This is a genomic window from Parasphingomonas zepuensis, from assembly GCF_036663735.1.
Classification (GTDB): domain Bacteria; phylum Pseudomonadota; class Alphaproteobacteria; order Sphingomonadales; family Sphingomonadaceae; genus Sphingomonas.
Window position 1 is genome coordinate 145,457 of record NZ_JAXOJO010000001.1, and the last position, 17,297, is coordinate 162,753.

Consider the following 17,297-nt stretch of genomic DNA (forward strand, 5'->3'; position numbering starts at 1 on the left):
CATTGAAGATATTGCGATCGATGCACGGTCCATTGCTGCTGCTCGCCGCCGCCCTGCTCGCGGGGCCGCTGTCGGGTCAGGCCAGGTCAGGCGCCCGCACGGTTGCGGCGATCCAGCCGGTGCCGTCGTCCCAGCCCTGGGCGCACATCGCCAGCGACCTGCCGGTCGATCCCGATCTCCGCACCGGCACCTTGCCCAATGGCATGCGCTATGCCCTGCTACGCAACGCCACGCCGCCGGGCCAGGCGTCGCTGCGCCTGCGGATCGATGCGGGTTCGCTGATGGAGCAGGACGATCAGCGCGGCCTCGCCCATTTCATGGAGCATATGGCCTTCAACGGCACGACCAACATCCCGAAGACCGAGCTGATCCGCATCCTCGAACGGCTCGGCCTCGCCTTCGGCGCCGATCTCAATGCCGCTACCGGCTTCGACCAGACCTATTACCAGCTCGAACTGCCGCGCACCAATGACGAGACGGTCGATACCGCGCTGCGCGTGCTGCGCGAGCAGGTGTCCGAAGCGACGATGGCCGACAGCGACATCGCGGCCGAGCGCGGCGTGATCGCGGGAGAGGAGCGGCTGCGCAATTCGCCGGCGCAACGCGTCTGGCAACAGCAGCTCGGCATCCTCGCCCGGGGGCAGAAGGTCGCGACGCGTTTGCCGATCGGCGACATGGCGATCATCGCCACTGCCCCGCGCGAGCGCTTCGTCGACTTCTATCAGCGTCATTACCGGCCATCCCGTGCGACGCTGATCGCAGTCGGCGACTTCGATATCGCCGCGATCGAGACCAAGATCCGCACGGTGTTCGCCAGCTGGCAGCCCAGCGCGCCGGACGGCCCCGAACCCGATCTCGGCACGGTCGCGCCACGTGGGCCGGAGACGCACGTGACGGTGGAGCCGGGCGTGTCATCCGGCATTTCGCTGGCCTGGACCCGCCAGCCGGACCTGCGACCCGACACTGTCGCCAATCGCCGACAGGACCTGATCGAAGGCTTGGGGCTGGCCGTGCTGAACCGGCGCCTGTCAGAACTCTCGCGGATCGACGACGCGCCCTTCCTGAGCGCCGGTGCCAGCGACTCTACGCTGTTGCGTAGCGTCGGCATCGCCACGATGTCCGCCCAGTTCGTCCAGGGCAAATGGCAGCCGGCGCTCGCAACGATCGAGCAGGAGCAGCGCCGGATCGTCCAATATGGCGTGTCCGAGGCGGAACTGCAGCGCGAGGTCACCGGCTGGCGCACCGCCCTGCAGAATGCCGTGAAGGGCGCGACCACCCGCACCACGCGCGGCCTGGCCGGCGCTATCCTCGGCACGGTCAACAGCCGGGAGGTGTTCACCACGCCGCAGACCGATCTCGCCTTATTCGAGGCGACGGACGGCCTCACCGCCGAAACAGTGAACGCCGCGCTGAAGCCGATGTTCAGCGGCGCCGGCCCGCTGACCATGGTCACGTCGCCCGTCCCGATCGAGGGCGGCGAGGCGGCTGTGGCGGCCGCCCTGCAGCGGTCGCGCGCGATCGCGGTCGCCGCGCCGCCGGCGGTCGACAAGCGCGCCTGGCCCTATACCGATTTCGGCAAGGCCGGCCTGGTCGCGAGCCGGCGGGACATCCCGACGCTCGGCACCACCATCGTCACCTTCGCCAACGGCGTGACGCTGACCGTCAAGCCGACCAGCTTCAGCCGCAATTCGATCCTCATCAACCTGCTGACCGGCATCGGCGAGCAGAATTTCTCGCCCGACACGCTCGATCCGCGCGCCAGCACGATCGGCGGCCTGCAACCAGGCGGGCTGGGCAAGATGACGGTCGACGAAATGAGCCGGTCGCTCAACGGCCATGTCGTCGGCGCCGGCTTCTCGACGCTGGGTGACCGATTCCTGCTGAACGGCGCGACGCGGCGCGAGGACCTGCAACTCCAGATGCAGCTGATGACGGCCTATCTCATCGATCCTGCCTTTCGCAGTCAGGCATTCGAACAGATGAAGGCGAATTATCCGGCGATGTACCGGGCCAGCCTGGCGCGGCCGTCAGGCGCGTTCAGCGTGCAGGCCAGGGAATTGCTTGCCGGCGGCGATCGCCGCGCTGCCTTCGTCCCGCCCGAGATCATGGCAGGCTGGTCGATGGATGCGGTGCGGCCGGCGCTGAAGGCGCTGCTGGCGAGTGGCCCGATCCGCATCACCATGGTCGGCGACACGACCGTCGACGACGCGATCGCAGTGACGGCCGCCACCTTCGGCGCGCTGCCGCCGCGCCCGGCCGCCGGCCCACCCGCGCCGGGCGCCGCGGAACGCCGCTTCCCCGCGCCCACCCCGACGCCGCTCCGGTTCAGGCACACGGGACTGGCCGAACAGGGCCTCGGCTATATCGCGTGGCCGGCGACCGACATGATCGACGATCGCAGCGAGGCGCGGCGGATCGAGGTGCTCACCGCGGTGCTCGAACTGCGCGTGCTCGAAGAGATCCGCGAGCGCCAGGCGCTGGCCTATGCGCCGGACGTCGCCGCCAGCTATTCGGATACCTACAAGGGCTACGGCACCATCGCCGTCCAGGCCGAGACGGCGCCGGGGAAGTTGCCCGCCTTCTTCGCTGCGATGGACGCCATCGCCGCGAACCTGCGTGACACGCCGATCAGCGAGGACGAGTTGAAGCGCGCGCGCGAACCGCTGATCGAGGCATCCCGGCGCGGGCGCAACACCAATGGCTGGTGGCTCAACCAGCTGACTCATATCGTCGACCGGCCGCATTATGTCGCGCAGACGCTGACCGCGATCGCCGAGTTCGAGGCAATGACGCCCGCCGATATCCAGGCACTGGCACGGCGCTATCTCCGGCCGGAGACGGCGTGGAGGGCCGAGGTGACGCCCGATATCGCGGCAAAAACGGCTGCCAGATAGCGGGATCGCCTATCCGGTGCGGCCGAGCGCAATGGCCGATCCGGTGAAGGGCAGCACCAGATCATAGCCGGCCGGGGGCGGCACGATCGGCGTCTCGCCGGCGGTGCCGAACTGCGTGACGCCAGGGGCGAGATGGTCAGCGAGATCGTGGCGGCGACCGCCAAACTCGAACGGCGTGCTGGCGATCAGCCGCGCGGTGAACACATTGGTACCGATCAGCTGTACCGTCGTCTTGCCGTCCGGTCCGGTGACCGTCGTGCCGACCACAAGCGTCGCGCGGCGGAAAATGGCGATGCGCTCGCCCAGCGCGAAGGACGCGGGATCGTCGAACGTCCCGGCCGGGCTGCGTTGCAGGTAGACCGAGAATTCCCCGACGGGATCCACGCCGAGCGACAGCCCGCCATTATCGACCCCATGCGCCTTGAACGGCGTGGCGGCGAAGGTGAAATGCGCCGTCGTCTCGCTCCGCTTGCCGTCGAACAGCGGGATGCCGGAGAAGGGCAGGTGCAGGAAATAGCCATAATCGGCCAAACTGCCGTCAGCCGTCGCGTAGAAGCGGCCGGTCACGTACCAGGCGAGTTCGGCGGGAAGCAGAGCGGTCATGCGGCGATCCTGCGGTTGGGGGTCAGAGCTTGGCGGAAAACAGCATGCGGCCCGGCCCGAGCCGGTCGAAGACATGATCGAGTTCAAGTTCCCCGACCGTGAAGCAGCCATCGCTGCGGCCAAGCACCGGCTGGGCCAGCAGGATATCGGAATTCGCGTACCAGGCCGAATGGATGATGATCGCGCGGCTTTCGGCGTTGCTGTTGGTCGGATCGAGGCCGATCAGCCGCTGCGACGCGCCATGTTGGCCTACATAATAGTCCGACGTCAGGAAAACCCCTTCCGACGATGCGTTCGATCCGTCGATGTTCGAGAAGCTCTGCAACCAGCCGGTATGCTCCGGATCGGATCCTTTTCCGTGCGCCACCAGGAAGGATGTCGTCGCGCCATTGGCGAGATCGACCAGATACAGCCGCGGCTGAAATGACGGCGCGGTGAAATCGGCGATGCCGATCCGATCGCGCATGGCGATGCTGCCGCCATGCCGTTCGAGCGCGGCCAGCGATTGTGCCAGCAGGTCGGGACGGACGCGGCACGGCGCAGTGATCGGCGGGAATTCGTCCTGCGCGCGGGCTGGCGCGCCGAGCAGTTCAGGCAGAAGCATCGACGCGGCCAGCGCCCCGGTCGTGCCCACAGCCTGTCGCAAGAATGCGCGCCGCGATGGCGCCGTTTCCCCTGATCGCACCGTCATGTCCCAAGCTCGATCACGGAACGATGATAGCAGAGTCCAGCGGCTGATGCGATCACTGCCAGTGCGCCCGCCCGCCGTGTCGATCGCCCGATTCGGCACAAATCGGCATCGCATGATCTAACAACGGCATTGTCATTTTGTGGTGTTTTTGTACACGGCAGCGGCACAATTTGTTCAATCACTGCGTAAGGGGCGCAATATATGACCGATTCGGGCATAGCCGATATCGATGCGATCGACTACCGCATCCTCCGTGAACTGGCGAGCGACGGGCGCGCATCCGACGTCGCGCTCAGCGAGCGCGTACATCTTTCAAGCACGGCGGTCGCCCGGCGGCGCAAGATCCTGGAGGAACGTGGCGCCGTGCGCGGCTATTCGGCGGACCTCGATATGGCCCGGCTTGGCTTCGGCATCGTCGTGGTCGTGATGATCGAATTGCGGTCGCAGGCGGAGAATGTGCTGATGGAATTCGAAACTGCGGTCGTGAAATGCCCGTCAATGTCCTATTGCAGCTTCGTCTCGGGCAATGTCGATTTTCTCATGATCGTCCATGTGAAATCGTTCGAGGATTACGATCGGGTGTATCGCAGCGAGCTCTCCATGCTGCCGCACGTCGCCAAGATTCGCAGCAGCTTCGTGATGCGCGAAGTAGCCCAGCGGGCCGTGCCGCCGGTCCTGTTGTCCGGACCCGCCTGACGGCCCGATTCCGCCGATTCGGACCGAATCCGTGCTAATATGGGAATCCGGCCAGCTGACCGTATGCCGCGCCTACAATCTGTCATAAATTGCCGAACGGCGCAGGAATCGCCGCAAATAATGAAATCAGACGCCTGAAAATAGCGACATCCCCCAAGACAATTCTGCTAATCTTTCGACAGGCAAGCTCCACCAGAGAGCTGCCGTCCAAGGGAGAAACCATCAAGCAAGCCAGGGACCCGGCGCTGACGCATCCGTCAGTGCCGCGGGAGAATTGCATCCTGGTTACATGGTTAAGATAGTGTTTCGATCATAACACTGTTCTTGAAGAACAGGTTAAAGGGAGAGGTTGCCCAGGGAGTAACAACAATCGGGGGCGACCATGACGACTCTATTCAGCGCAAATACTTGTTCCGGCCGCAGCCTTTTCAGGCAGTATAGTCTTTCGAGCGTCGGCATTTTGGCCTTGGCCATTGCCGTCCAGCCCGCCATCGCCACTGCGCAGACCACGCCCGTCGCCATGACGAGCGCCGAGGAGGCGGCGCCCCCGCCGGCCGCCGAGCCGAGCCTGGCCGCGCAGGAGCTGGAAGCGGAGACGACTGGCGACATCACCGTCACCGGCACGCGCATCGTGCGCGACGGTTATAGCGCACCGACCCCGGTCAGCGTGATCAGTACCGAGGAAATCAACCGCGAGGCGCCCGCCAATATTTCCGATTTCGTGAACACGCTGCCGGCTGTCCGCGGATCGGGCACGTCGGCGAATTCCAACGGCGCGCTTTCGAACGGCGGCGCCGGCATCAACACCGTCAACCTGCGCGGCCTGGGCGCGAACCGCACGCTGGTGCTGGTCGACGGGCAGCGCTCGGTCCCGTCGACGAACACCGGATCGGTCGACGTCAACACCATCCCGCAGGCACTGATCGAGCGCGTCGAAGTGGTAACCGGCGGCGCATCTTCCGCTTATGGCTCGGACGCCGTTTCAGGCGTCGTCAACTTCATCCTGAACAAGAATTTCACCGGCCTCGAAGCCGAATATGAGCACGGCGTCACCACGTATGGCGATGCCCCGAACCACAAGGTGAGCCTGACGGCCGGCACGTCGTTCGCCGACGGCAAGGGCCATATCACCGTTTCGGGCGAATATTTCACGCAAAAGGGCGTCCACACGGTTGACCGCGACTGGAACAACACTGGTTTCTTCCGCGTCAACAACCCACAATATATAAAAGCGGCCTGCGAAGACACCTCTGCCGCGACGACCTGCTATCCCGAATACCTTGTCACCTCGAACGCCGGCGTCTCCGGCTTCGCACCTGGTGGCCTGATCACTGGCGCGACTCGCGCCAGTGACGGCCTAGCGGCGACCGGCGCGACCCTCGCCGCCGTACGGGGCATATATTTCGGATCGGTCAACCCCGCGACCGGCTATGGTTCGATCAACCATCTGAATTTCGGTGCTATCGGCGGCCAGTGGATGGTCGGCGGCGATCGGGAAATCACCAGCGCATCGCACACTGGTTCGGCAACACTGCAGCCGTCCGAAAAGCGCCAGTCCGCCTTCGGCCGCCTGAGCTATGAATTCTCGCCGGCACTGCACGTGTTCGGGCAGTTTGCCTATAGCCGGTACCGCGGGCAAAGCTATTATCAGCAGACCGCCAGCACCGCGGTCAGCATCAAAAGCGATAACGCCTTCCTCTCGCCCGAAGTCAAAGCGCTGATGGCGACAAATGGCCTGTCGGCGGTCACGGTTGGTGCCGGTAACGTGTTCATCGATCCGCAAGGCTCGGATAACACACGCGAAGTCTTTCGCTACGTTGCCGGCGCGGACGGCGAATTCGATGCGCTTGGCCGCAACTGGAAATGGGATGTCTATTATCAGCGCGGCATGACCAAGACTAAAGAAGGGCTGACCAATGCCTGGCTCAGCCAGCGCTACACCGACGCAACCGATGCCGTAGTTGTTACGGCGGCAAACCGCGGTACGTCGGGCCTGGCGCTCGGCAGCATCGTTTGCCGGACGTCGCTGACCGCCCCGACGAACGGCTGTGCCCCGCTCAACGTTCTCGGTGTGGGGGTTCCGACCCAGACAGCAGCCATAAGCTACATCACGGGCGGCAACCGAAGCCCGCTTCGCAACCAGCGGCTTACGCAGGACGTCGCCGCGTTCAACTTCTCGACCAACAGCTTGTTCGAACTGCCGGCCGGTCCCGTATCGCTCGCCTTCGGCGGCGAGTGGCGCAAGGAAGGAATCAGCGGTTCGGTCGATCCATTCTTCCAACCCGGCCGGGATGCCCAAAATAATCTCGTCGGGACCTGGCTTTACGGCAACTTCCTGGTGAACACCGGCACATACAATGTGAAGGAAGCCTATCTTGAAACCGTGATCCCGATCATCGATGGCATGGATTTCAACGGGGCGGTCCGCGCCACCGACTATTCGACGTCGGGCACCGTAGCGACGTGGAAGGCCGGCCTCACCTGGCAGGCCATTGACGATATCAAGCTACGCGGCACCATCTCGCGCGACATCCGCGCGCCCAATCTCGCCGATCTATATGCTCCCGGTGGCGGCGCCTCCAACTCGGTCGCTCGCCCTGGCAACGCCTCAGATCGCTTGATCACCTCGAACCTCGGCAATCCCAATCTAGCTCCCGAAGTTGCCAGGACCTACGGGGCTGGCGTCGTCTTCACGCCTACCTTCCTGCCGGGCTTCGCCGCATCGGTCGATTATTACAATATCGAACTAAAGGGCGCGATTTCGTCCTACGGCATCCAGACGATCGCCGATCAATGCTATCAGCAGCAGATCGCTCAGGCCTGTAACGCAATCATCAACGCCAATGGTCGCGGGTTGGACACCGACATCATCAGCATCGAGGTCATCCCGCAGAACTTCGTCAGCATCAAGAGCAGCGGCATCGATTTCGAGGCAAGCTATCGCCGGCCGATTGGCCCAGGCACTCTGTCATTGCGCGGACTCGCCAGCTACGCGATCGCACAGAAAACCGCCAATTTCGTGGTCGCCGAGACCGACGCTGCAGGCCAGAATACGGGTGGCCTGCCTAATTGGACATACCGCTTCTCGGTTGGATACGACTTTAGCTCGGGCTTTGGCGTACAAGCCATTGCTCGGGGCGTGTCGAGTGGCGTTTATGATAACAACGCCATCGTCTGCGACACGAATTGCCCGGCTTCCAGCGCAGACTTCCGCACGATGAACCTCAATTCGATCCCTGGCGCGACCTATTTCGACATGAACGCGAGCTACAAATTCGAGGTCGCGGGTGCCAAGTCGGAAATCTATTTCTCGATCCGCAACCTGTTGAATACCGATCCGGTCCTGGTCGCCAACGGCCCGACGGGCGACAACACCGAAGCCTATCCGCAGACCAACCGTGCCCTGTACGACGTGCTTGGCCGGGTGTTCCGCCTGGGCGTGCGGTTCAAGATCTGATCTTTTTAGAACAAGAAAATCGAGGATGATGTTTCGATGAAGAAGATGCTTGGCCTTACGGCCGCCCTGCTATCCACCGCGCTGTACGTTCCCGCCGCTCATGCCGAGGCCAAGCCGGCGCTCAAGGCGGCGGCGGCGGCTAATGTCGATGCTCACGCGAAGCTGATCCAGGAGATGGTCGATTCCATCTACAGCTTCGCCGAGCCCGGTTTCCAGGAGTTCAAGACGTCCGAATACATCACCGGCATCCTCGAAAAGGAGGGCTTCAAGGTCACCCGCGGCGTGGCCGGCATCCCGACCGCCTTCACCGCGACCTGGGGCGAGGGCGGCCCGCTGATCGCGCTGGGCAGCGATATCGACGGGCTGCTCGGCCTGTCGCAAATGCCGGGCACGCCGAAGATCACGCCAATGGTGCCAGGCGCGCCGGGGCATGGCGAAGGCCATAATTCCGGCATGCCGCTGATCGTCGCCGCGGCGATCGCTGCCAAGGACGTGATGATCAAGAACGGCATCAAGGGCCGGCTGATGATCTGGCCGGGCGTGGCCGAGGAACTGCTCGCGACCAAGGCCTATTATGTGCGCGAGGGCCTGTTCAAGGATGTCGACGCCTCGATCTTCACCCATGTCGGCAATCGTTTCGGCACCGGTTACGGAGAGATGGGCAATAACGGCATGGTCTCCGTGGAATATACCTTCCACGGCAAGACCTCGCACGCGGCGGGCGCGCCCTGGGCCGGGCGCAGCGCGCTCGACGGCGTCGAGGTGATGGACATTGCGTGGAACATGCGCCGCGAACATCTGCCGCTCACCCAGCGCTCGCATTACGTCATCACCAATGGCGGCGGACAGCCGAACGTGGTGCCGGGCGAAGCATCGGTCTGGTATTATTTCCGCGAGCAGACCTTCGATTCGATCCGCAAGCTCTACGAGACGGGCAACACCATCTCCGAAGCAGCGGCGATGGCGACGGGCACGACGGTCACGCGGCGCGTGCTCGGCTATGCCGCCCCCAATTACGGCAACAAGCCGATGGCCGAGGCCGCCTATGCCAATATCAAGGCCGTCGGCATGCCGAAATGGTCGGCCGACGACCAGGCCTTCGCCAAGGCCGTGCAGGTCTCCAACGGCCTTAAGCTCCAGCCGCTGTTCGACACGATCGCCCCGCTCTCCACCCCGGAAACGCGCGGCCCCTCCAATGGCGGCGGCTCCGATGACATCGGAGACATCATGTGGACGGTGCCGACCATCACCATCGGTTTCCCCTCCAACGTGCCCAGCACGATCGGCCATAACGTGACGGCGGCGATCGCGATGGCGACCCCGATCGCACACAAGGGCGCGGTGGCGGGCGCCAAGGCAGTGGCGATGACGGTGCTCGATCTGATGACGACGCCGAAGCTGATTGCCGACGCCAAGACCTATTTCAACACGGTCCAGCAGAAGGACCAGAAATATGATCCGGTGCTGACCGCGGCCGACAAGCCGGCGATCGACCTGAACACCCAGCTGATGGCGCAGATGCGCCCCCAGATGGAGAAATTCTACTATGATCCGGCCAAGTACAGCAGCTACCTCGAGCAGATGGGGGTGAAATATCCCGCACCTGCCTCGCCGCCCCCTCCGGCGACGAAGTAGCGGCTTTCGGGGAGGCGGCGTCGGCACGCCGTCGCCTCTCCGACCCCTCCCGGCTGCGGCCGGCGAACGACATCATGAAATCGGGACTGGTCAATGAACAAGGCGAAGCTGCTCACTTCCTCGCTCGGCGCGATCTGCCTGGTCGCCCTTGCCCTGCCCGCCACCGCGCGACCGGCCGAACCGGCAAAGGGCGTGGCGCTGCCGCAGCGCGCCGACGGCTTCGTCCCCTTCTTCTTCGACAGCGCCAAGGGCCGCGTGCTGATCGAGATCCCGGCATTCGACGAGGACGTGCTCTATTATGTGTCCGCCGCGACCGGCGGCGGCTCCGTCGAGCTGCCATTCGATCGCGGCGTGGTGGATAGCGCGGTGATCCGCTTCCAGCGTGCCGGCGGCAAGGTGCTGGTGACCGAGCGGAACCTGCGCTTCCGCTCGCTCTCCGGCGATGCAGCGCATGCGGCAGGCGTGGAGGATTCCTTCCCGACCTCCACGCTCGCCGCTTTGCCGATCGAATCCGACAGCGGCGGCCGCGTCGTCGTCGATGCGACATCCTTCTTCATGCGCGACGCCGGCAATGTCGAAGCGCAGCTGCGCCGGACGAACCAGGGCAGCTTCAAGTTCGATGCCGGCAAGAGCGTCTTTTATCCAAAGCGCATGAAGGCGTTTCCGGACAATACCGAGATCGAGACGGTCGCGACCTTCACTGCCGACAATCCCGGCGCACTGGTGAGCGGCGTGACGCCCGATCCGCGCCTGCTGACGATGCGCATTCACCACAGCTTCCTGCGCGCGCCGACCGGCTATACCCCTCGCGCAGCCGATCCGCGCATCGGCGTGAGCGCGATCCGCTTCCAGGATTATTCCAAACCGTTCAGCGACGGGCCGGAGGAAAGCTGGATCACGCGCTGGCGCCTCGAAAAGAAGGATCCCACGGCCCCGATCAGCGATCCGGTCAAGCCGATCACCATCTATTTCGATCCGGCCATCCCGGCGCCGATCCGCCACACGATGAAGCAAGGCCTGTTGTGGTGGAACAAGGCCTATGAGGCGGCCGGTTTCAGCAACGCGATCGTCGCGCTCGATGCGCCGGCCGACATGGACCCGATGGACATCCGCTATTCCTATGTCCTGTGGATCAACCGCGACGAGCGCGGCTTTTCCAGCGGCGGCACCTATCGCGATCCACGCACCGGCGAGATCATCGGATCAAAGGTGCGGATGGACACCCACCGCATCCGCACCGTCGGCAATTACTGGGACACCTATAGCGGCGGCCTGCCCGCCGACGGCAGCGGCATCACCATCGCCGATCCCAGCCTGCTGAGCGAGGACACGATGGCGACGATGCCGGCCGGACAGCGCGACATGGTGCTGCTGCGTCAGGCGCTGCTCACCGCGCACGAGCTTGGCCATGCCCAGGGCTTCGGCCATAATTTCGCGTCGAGCCTCAACGACCGCGCCTCGGTGATGGAATATCCCACGCCGCGCGTGAAGGTGGTGAACGGCAAGCTGGATCTCAGCGAATCCTTCCAGAAGCAGATCGGCGCCTACGACACCTATATGGTCCGCTACGCCTATACGCCGCTGCCGGCGGCGTCGGAAAAGGCGGGGCTCGACGCGATCGTCGCGGACATGCGCGCCAAGAAGATCCTCTACGTGCCCGACACCGATCCGCGCTGGACCTGGTATGACGACCGCGCCACGCCGACCGAGAATCTGAGCGAGGCGCTGGCGGCGCGCTCGATCATGATCGCCAATTACGGGCAGCAGATGCTCAAGACGGACGAGCCGGTCGGCTCGCTGCGCAACATCCGGCTGTGGATGGCCTATCTCCATCACCGCTACGCGATCGAATCCGGCCTGAAATATGTCGGAGGCCAGTTCACCAACATCGTTGTCAAGGGCGAGACGCTGCCGGCGACCGAGTTCATCCCGGCCAAACTGCAGCGCGACACGCTCGGCCTGTTGATGGAGGCGATAGAGCCGAAGAACCTCGCCCTGCCCGAATCCCTGCTGGTGCAGCTGACGCCAGATCCGGGCAACAATCTGGAGGATCTGTCGACTGACGACGCGTTCGATCAGTTGCGCGCCGCGCGCATCCTTGCCGGCATGGTGGTCGAGCCGCTGTTCGACGCCGCGCGGTCGGCGCGCATGGTCGCGCTCGCCGCCCGGCAGCCCGATACGCTGACCTTCCCCGAGCTGGTCGACACGGTGCTCGCCCACAGCTGGAGCGCCGGGTCCGACGCCACGCCGTCAGCCCGCGCGCTGCGCCGCGTGACGCAACAGGTCGCGCTGGAATCCATGATGATGCTGGGCGGCAGCGACGAAGCGGCGCCCGAAGCGCGCGCCTATGTGCTCGACAAGCTCGCCACTCTGGCAACGACGCTGAAGACCCGCGCCGGGGCCGATGCGCTCACCAGCGCCTATTACCGCCAGACCGCACGCGACATCGGCCATTACCTCGAGGACCCGAAGGCCAATGCGCCGAAAACGGCGACGCCCGCCTGGGGCAAGGGGCCGCGCTCGCGCTTTCCGCAGCCGCCGGGGCCGCCACTGGGCTGACCCCGCTCGGCTGCGGCGCAGACGCTACTTCTTTGCGTTCTGCTTGAGGAAGGCGATGACGTCCGCCTGGTCCTGCGGCTTGGGCAGGCCGATGAAGATCATCTTCGTGCCCGGCACCGCCTGGCGCGGCGCCGCGAGGAAGGCGGCCAGCGTCTTGTCGTTCCACACGATGGAGGATGCCTTCATCGCCGGCGAATAAGCGAAGGTGGTGACGGCCGCCGCCTTGCGGTTGACCACGCCGCGCAGATTGGGGCCAAGGCCGCTCTTCCCGGTCGGATCGAGGCTGTGGCACGCCGCGCATTTCTTGAACACCAGCGCGCCCGCTACCGGATCTGCCGGCGGCGCGGCCGATGCCGCGGTCGAGCCGGCGAGCAATGCGATTACGGTCAGGCCAAGATATTTCATGCGGATCCTCTCATACGCCTTGTCGATCCCGCACTCGCTTATTCCAGTTGAACGGAGGATGAGCGGCGATAGGGACTTGATCCCTTAAAACGATGCTTTGCCATGGTTGCAACGCACAATGATCACGACCGTTCGATCGCGCGCATGCCCTTCGTCGACAGGCTCCGAAAGGTGACCGACCAGCGCCGCTCCGCCATCGCCGCGATGCTGTGTTCCCAGCCATGCCGCGCCTCGCCGGAGAGATGATAGATCGAGCGCGGCGCGATCGGGAGCGCCGCACGATCGAACCCCGCTTCGCGCCGCCGCCGCAACCGCAGGACGGCAGGCGCCTCGAGCGAGATGCCGACGACATGTTCGAACACCGGCCGGTCGCGATGCCAGCCGATGCCGGCGCCGGGATCGTAGCGCACGACCAGCGACTGGACGAGGTCGTCGACCGCCAGCCCGGCAAACTCGGCGGCCCGGGCGCGCAGCGACAGCAGGAAATCCGGGATCGGCTCGGTCGGCCCGAAACTCGCATCGTCGAAATCATAGCGCCAGCCGAACGACGCGGTCAGCCGCTTGCCGGTCCACCCCTGGAAACGGAACGGCGTCACCTCGATCGCATCGAGCGCGGCGACGAGCGCGCGCTCCTCCTCCGGCGTGACGATATCCGGCGCATAGGCCAGCCCGTGCGGCAGGCCAGCCGGCACCGGCACGCCAAACAGGTCGCTCTGCGCCGCCATCACGCCGGGGCCGCGCCGCCGAAGCTCGCTGACCCGAGCGGCGCTTCCTCGCCGCGCGAATAGGTGCCGGTGATCACCCCCGCCGCCAGCACATGGCCCCGGATCGCCTCGACAATCGCCGACCGCCCCGGATTGGCGTCGAGCGCCGGGGTGCCGGCAAGCGCGAAGAGCTGGAAGACATAGTCGTGCGAGCCGTGCCCGGTCGGCGGATCGGGCGGCAGCCAGCCTTGCGCGAAATAGCTGTTGCGCCCCACGTCGCGCCCGTCGGTTGCGCCGGCCCCGTCCGCCGCGATCGCGCCTTCGGCCAGGCGCCGCTCATCAGCCGGCATGTCCCAGATCAGCGCATGAACCAGCGGATTGAGCGACGGCGCATCCGCATCCTCGACGATCAGCGCCAGGCTCTCGGTGCCTGCAGGCACCTCCCCCCAGACCAGAGGCGGGGAGACCCCGGCCCCGTCGGCGGTGAATCGCTCGGGCAGGCGCGCGCCGTCCGCAAAGGCCGGGCTCGACAGGTCGATCGACGCGCCGGTCAGGCCAAGCGCCGGATCGGCGACGGCAAGCCGGCCGTGGCCGGCGCGCACGCCGTGCAGCATCCGTCCCAGCCAGTGCGGCACATGTTCGAGCATCGCTCCCCTCCTTCGTGCGTTAACGTGCACAGAAGAACCCGCGGGCGTCGCGAGGTTTCCACGGGGCACATCGATGAAGATCGCGACCTATAACGTAAACGGCATCAATGGCCGCCTTCCCGTCGTGCTGCGCTGGCTGGCGGAACGCCAACCCGATGTGGTCTGCCTGCAGGAGCTGAAGGCGCCGCAGGAGAAATTCCCCATCGCGGCGATCGAGGCCGCTGGCTATCACGCCATCTGGCACGGCCAGAAAAGCTGGAACGGCGTCGCCATCCTCAGCCGGGTCGGTCCGCCGGTCGAGACGCGGCGCGGCCTGCCGGGCGATCCGGACGAGACGCAGAGCCGCTATATCGAGGCGGCGGTGAACGGCGTGCTCGTCGCCGGCCTCTATCTGCCAAACGGCAATCCCCGGCCCGGCCCGAAGTTCGAGTACAAGATGCGGTGGTTCGACCAGTTGATCGGCCATGCCGCCGAACTGATGGCCAGCGGCATGCCGGTGATCATCGCCGGCGACTTCAACGTGATGCCGACGGAGCGCGACGTGTACAAGCCGGAGCGCTGGCTCGACGATGCGTTGTTCGCGCCCGAGGTCCGCGCCGCCTTCTTCCGGCTGATCGACCAGGGCTGGACCGATGCCTTGCGCACACTCCATCCCGACGATACGATCTACACCTTCTGGGATTATTTCCGGAACGCCTACGCCCGCAACGCCGGACTGCGCCTGGATCACCTCCTGCTCAGCCCGACGCTCGCCCCCCGCCTGCTGGCCGCCGAAGTCGACCGCGACGTGCGTGGCTGGGAAAAGAGCAGCGATCACGCGCCGGTGTGGGTGGAGATCGCCGACGCACCCTAGGCGCGCGGTGTGCGGTCTTATAAACTGGCATCATGCTCTATCTCGCGATCAAGGCGCTCATTTCCGGCATCATCATCGCCGCCGTTTCGGAGATTGCGAAGCGCAGCCCTGGCTTCGGTGCGCTCGTTGCGTCGCTGCCGCTGGTCTCGGTGCTCGGCATGATGTGGCTGTGGCACGACAAGCCAGACGCCGCCATCATGGCGGATCACGCCAGCGCCACCTTCTGGTACGTGCTGCCGTCGCTGCCGATGTTCCTGCTGATCCCGGCGCTGTTGCGCCAGGGCGTATCCTTCTGGCTGGCGTTGCTGGCCGGCTGCGCGCTCACCATCGCGCTCTATCTCGCGATGATATGGCTAGGCCCGCGCTTTGGGCTGCGCCTGTAGCACGCGCGCCTGCAGGCGCGCGGTGAGTGCGCGCTAAAAATCGGACTAACGTACGTTAATCTTTCCCTTTTCAGGCGAGAAAGAAGGAACGGCGCTGTGTTGCACGGGTTGGAGAAGCTCTTGCGACGTTCCCCGCCCGGCGCCTTCGTCACTCGGAACCGGCAGGCGCCGGGCACTCATTGAGGAGTGCAGCCATGGTTGACGTAATCGAGCGAACCGACGTGATCCGCAAACTGTTCGTGATAGGCCTGCGCGATGCGCATGCCGTCGAGCATCAGGCGCTCGCGCTGATGGACCGGCAGATCAGCCACCTCGCCAATTATCCCGAAGTCGAGCAGCGGCTGCGCGAGCATCGGGTGGAAACCGAGCAGCAGATCAAGCGGCTCGACGAGATCCTCGCCATGCTCGATGAAAAGCATTCGGCGATCAAGGACACGGCCTTGAGCATATCCGGCAATCTCGCAGCGTTTGCGCACATGCTCGCCCCTGACGAGATACTGAAGAACAGCTTCGCCAATTTCGCTTTCGAAAATTTCGAGATCGCCAGCTACAAGGGGCTGATCACCATCGCCGAGGCGGGTAATTTCGGCAACGCAGTCCCGTTGCTGGACGCCACCCTGCAGGAAGAAGAAGCCATGGCCGCGTTCTGCGATCAGTCGCTACCCACCATCGTGAACCGGTATCTGAGCCTCCGCGCCGCCGGCGAAACGGCGAGTCATTGAATCCTGCGCCCGGGCGGACTCCCCGCCCGGGCGACGGGCCAAAGATGACCGCAAGGTCCGGCTACATCGGCCGTCGCTCGAGATAGAGATAGGCCGGATCGAATTCGGCGACCTTGCGCAGGCCGTCACGGTCGAGAATCTCCACCCGGCCCTTGCTGATACTCACCAGACCCTGCTCGCGCAGTTGGCGCAACGTGCGATTGACGTGGACCGCGGTCAGGCCGAGGCACTCCGCCAGATCGACCTGTGTGAGTCTGAGGTCATAGCCGCTGTCGTCCGCCAGCCCGACCAGGCCGAGGCGCACCTGCAGTTCGCACAGAAGATGCGCCGTCTTGGACAGCGCAGTGCGCCGGCCCAGCGACAATTCCCACTCGCGGTGGATCGCGGCATCGAGATTGGTCGTGAACCAGTAGATCCGCGCGAGGTGGGGATGCTCCTCCGTGATGCGCGTCAGCCGTTCATGTGGCACCAGCGCGATCCGGCAAGGCGACAGCGCCATAATGTTGTGATCGAGCCGCTTCAGTGTGAAGCTGTGCAGATCGACGAAATCCCCGGCGACGTGCAGTTCGGTGATCTGCCGTTCTCCGTTGCGCAGATCCTTGTAGCGGCACATCAGCCCGTCGAGCAGCATTGTCGAGTTCGACAGCAGGTCGCCCGCACGGATGATCGTCTTCCGGGCGGCAACCTCGTGCGCGCTTCCGGCGGCTTCGCGGATCACCCGCTCCTCCTCCGCGCTGACCTCGTCGCGGGCGCGCAACTTGCGTAGATGCTTGTCGATCATTGGTTCGGCGCGCGCGGCGGCAGCACGTCGACTGCCTCCGAAAAGGCGACGACGAGGATCTGCACCCCCGCTTCGTCGAGGATCTCGAGCCGCCCGTTCAGGTCGAGCGCGCCTGAATCTACTTCACTCGCCAGAATCGAGCGGATATTCGCCAGCGCGGCGGCGTGCGCCTCCGCCGGCCCGGCAAAATCCTGTCCCTCCTCGTCGGGGGTCAGGCCGTCGCCATTGTGAAGGTGGAAATAATAACGTGCCATGAAGGGCCGAACG

15 protein-coding genes are annotated in these 17,297 nt (G+C 64.9%); 8 read left to right on the top strand and 7 right to left on the bottom strand.

The features are described from left to right. The first annotated feature begins 20 nt into the window (after window positions 1-20). Entirely contained in the window at window positions 21-2,894 is a 2,874-nt protein-coding gene (locus U1769_RS00675; protein WP_332710806.1) for a M16 family metallopeptidase, read from the top strand. A 9-nt stretch (window positions 2,895-2,903) separates the two neighbouring features. On the opposite strand, the gene U1769_RS00680 is transcribed toward U1769_RS00675, so the two are convergent. Together U1769_RS00680 and U1769_RS00685 are read right to left on the bottom strand one after the other, a co-directional pair. Further along, entirely contained in the window at window positions 2,904-3,497 is a 594-nt protein-coding gene (locus U1769_RS00680; RefSeq protein ID WP_332710807.1) for a hypothetical protein, read from the bottom strand. 22 nt (window positions 3,498-3,519) lie between these two features. Beyond that, on the bottom strand, window positions 3,520-4,143 hold the full coding sequence (locus U1769_RS00685) for a murein L,D-transpeptidase catalytic domain family protein (RefSeq protein ID WP_332710809.1): 624 nt from the start codon (window positions 4,141-4,143) through the stop codon (window positions 3,520-3,522). A gap of 246 nt (window positions 4,144-4,389) precedes the next feature. Here U1769_RS00685 and U1769_RS00690 point away from each other — a divergent pair, with 246 nt between their 5' ends. From U1769_RS00690 to U1769_RS00705, 4 genes are all read left to right on the top strand, one after another. Further along, window positions 4,390-4,884, top strand: coding sequence for an Lrp/AsnC family transcriptional regulator (locus U1769_RS00690; protein ID WP_332710811.1), 495 nt, complete (start codon window positions 4,390-4,392; stop codon window positions 4,882-4,884). Window positions 4,885-5,350: 466 nt separating this feature from the next. Continuing rightward, window positions 5,351-8,341 carry a TonB-dependent receptor plug domain-containing protein gene (locus U1769_RS00695; protein ID WP_332710812.1) on the top strand — a complete coding sequence of 997 codons (2,991 nt, stop codon included), beginning with the start codon at window positions 5,351-5,353 and terminating at the stop codon, window positions 8,339-8,341. Window positions 8,342-8,377: 36 nt separating this feature from the next. Further along, a complete protein-coding gene (locus U1769_RS00700) occupies window positions 8,378-9,976 on the top strand; it encodes an amidohydrolase (protein WP_332710814.1) in 1,599 nt (532 codons plus the stop codon). A 93-nt stretch (window positions 9,977-10,069) separates the two neighbouring features. Continuing rightward, complete coding sequence (locus tag U1769_RS00705) at window positions 10,070-12,535, top strand: zinc-dependent metalloprotease (protein ID WP_332710816.1); 2,466 nt, start codon at window positions 10,070-10,072, stop codon at window positions 12,533-12,535. Window positions 12,536-12,559: 24 nt separating this feature from the next. Here the strand turns inward: U1769_RS00705 and U1769_RS00710 are convergent, their stop codons facing one another. The 3 genes from U1769_RS00710 to U1769_RS00720 all read right to left on the bottom strand — a co-directional run bounded on the left by U1769_RS00710 (window position 12,560) and on the right by U1769_RS00720 (window position 14,291). Continuing rightward, window positions 12,560-12,940, bottom strand: coding sequence for a c-type cytochrome (locus U1769_RS00710; protein WP_332710818.1), 381 nt, complete (start codon window positions 12,938-12,940; stop codon window positions 12,560-12,562). A gap of 122 nt (window positions 12,941-13,062) precedes the next feature. Then, on the bottom strand, window positions 13,063-13,665 hold the full coding sequence (locus tag U1769_RS00715) for an alpha-ketoglutarate-dependent dioxygenase AlkB (RefSeq protein ID WP_332710820.1): 603 nt from the start codon (window positions 13,663-13,665) through the stop codon (window positions 13,063-13,065). Next, entirely contained in the window at window positions 13,665-14,291 is a 627-nt protein-coding gene (locus U1769_RS00720) for a YbhB/YbcL family Raf kinase inhibitor-like protein (RefSeq protein WP_332710822.1), read from the bottom strand. The genes U1769_RS00715 and U1769_RS00720 overlap by 1 nt, the downstream gene beginning before the upstream one ends. 73 nt (window positions 14,292-14,364) lie before the next feature. Here U1769_RS00720 and xth point away from each other — a divergent pair, with 73 nt between their 5' ends. The 3 genes from xth to U1769_RS00735 all read left to right on the top strand — a co-directional run bounded on the left by xth (window position 14,365) and on the right by U1769_RS00735 (window position 16,249). Next, window positions 14,365-15,144 (top strand): exodeoxyribonuclease III, encoded by a 780-nt coding sequence (xth, locus tag U1769_RS00725; protein WP_332710823.1) that lies wholly within the window; start codon window positions 14,365-14,367, stop codon window positions 15,142-15,144. A gap of 32 nt (window positions 15,145-15,176) precedes the next feature. Further along, on the top strand, window positions 15,177-15,527 hold the full coding sequence (locus U1769_RS00730) for a DUF3147 family protein (protein ID WP_332710824.1): 351 nt from the start codon (window positions 15,177-15,179) through the stop codon (window positions 15,525-15,527). 194 nt (window positions 15,528-15,721) lie between these two features. Next, on the top strand, window positions 15,722-16,249 hold the full coding sequence (locus U1769_RS00735; protein WP_332710826.1) for a ferritin-like domain-containing protein: 528 nt from the start codon (window positions 15,722-15,724) through the stop codon (window positions 16,247-16,249). Window positions 16,250-16,310: 61 nt separating this feature from the next. On the opposite strand, the gene U1769_RS00740 is transcribed toward U1769_RS00735, so the two are convergent. After that, window positions 16,311-17,030, bottom strand: a complete 720-nt coding sequence (locus U1769_RS00740) for a Crp/Fnr family transcriptional regulator (RefSeq protein WP_332710828.1) — start codon at window positions 17,028-17,030, stop codon at window positions 16,311-16,313. Beyond that, window positions 17,027-17,284 (bottom strand): DUF6894 family protein, encoded by a 258-nt coding sequence (locus U1769_RS00745; protein WP_332710829.1) that lies wholly within the window; start codon window positions 17,282-17,284, stop codon window positions 17,027-17,029. Before U1769_RS00745 ends, U1769_RS00740 begins: the two co-directional genes overlap by 4 nt. Window positions 17,285-17,297 lie beyond the last annotated feature (13 nt).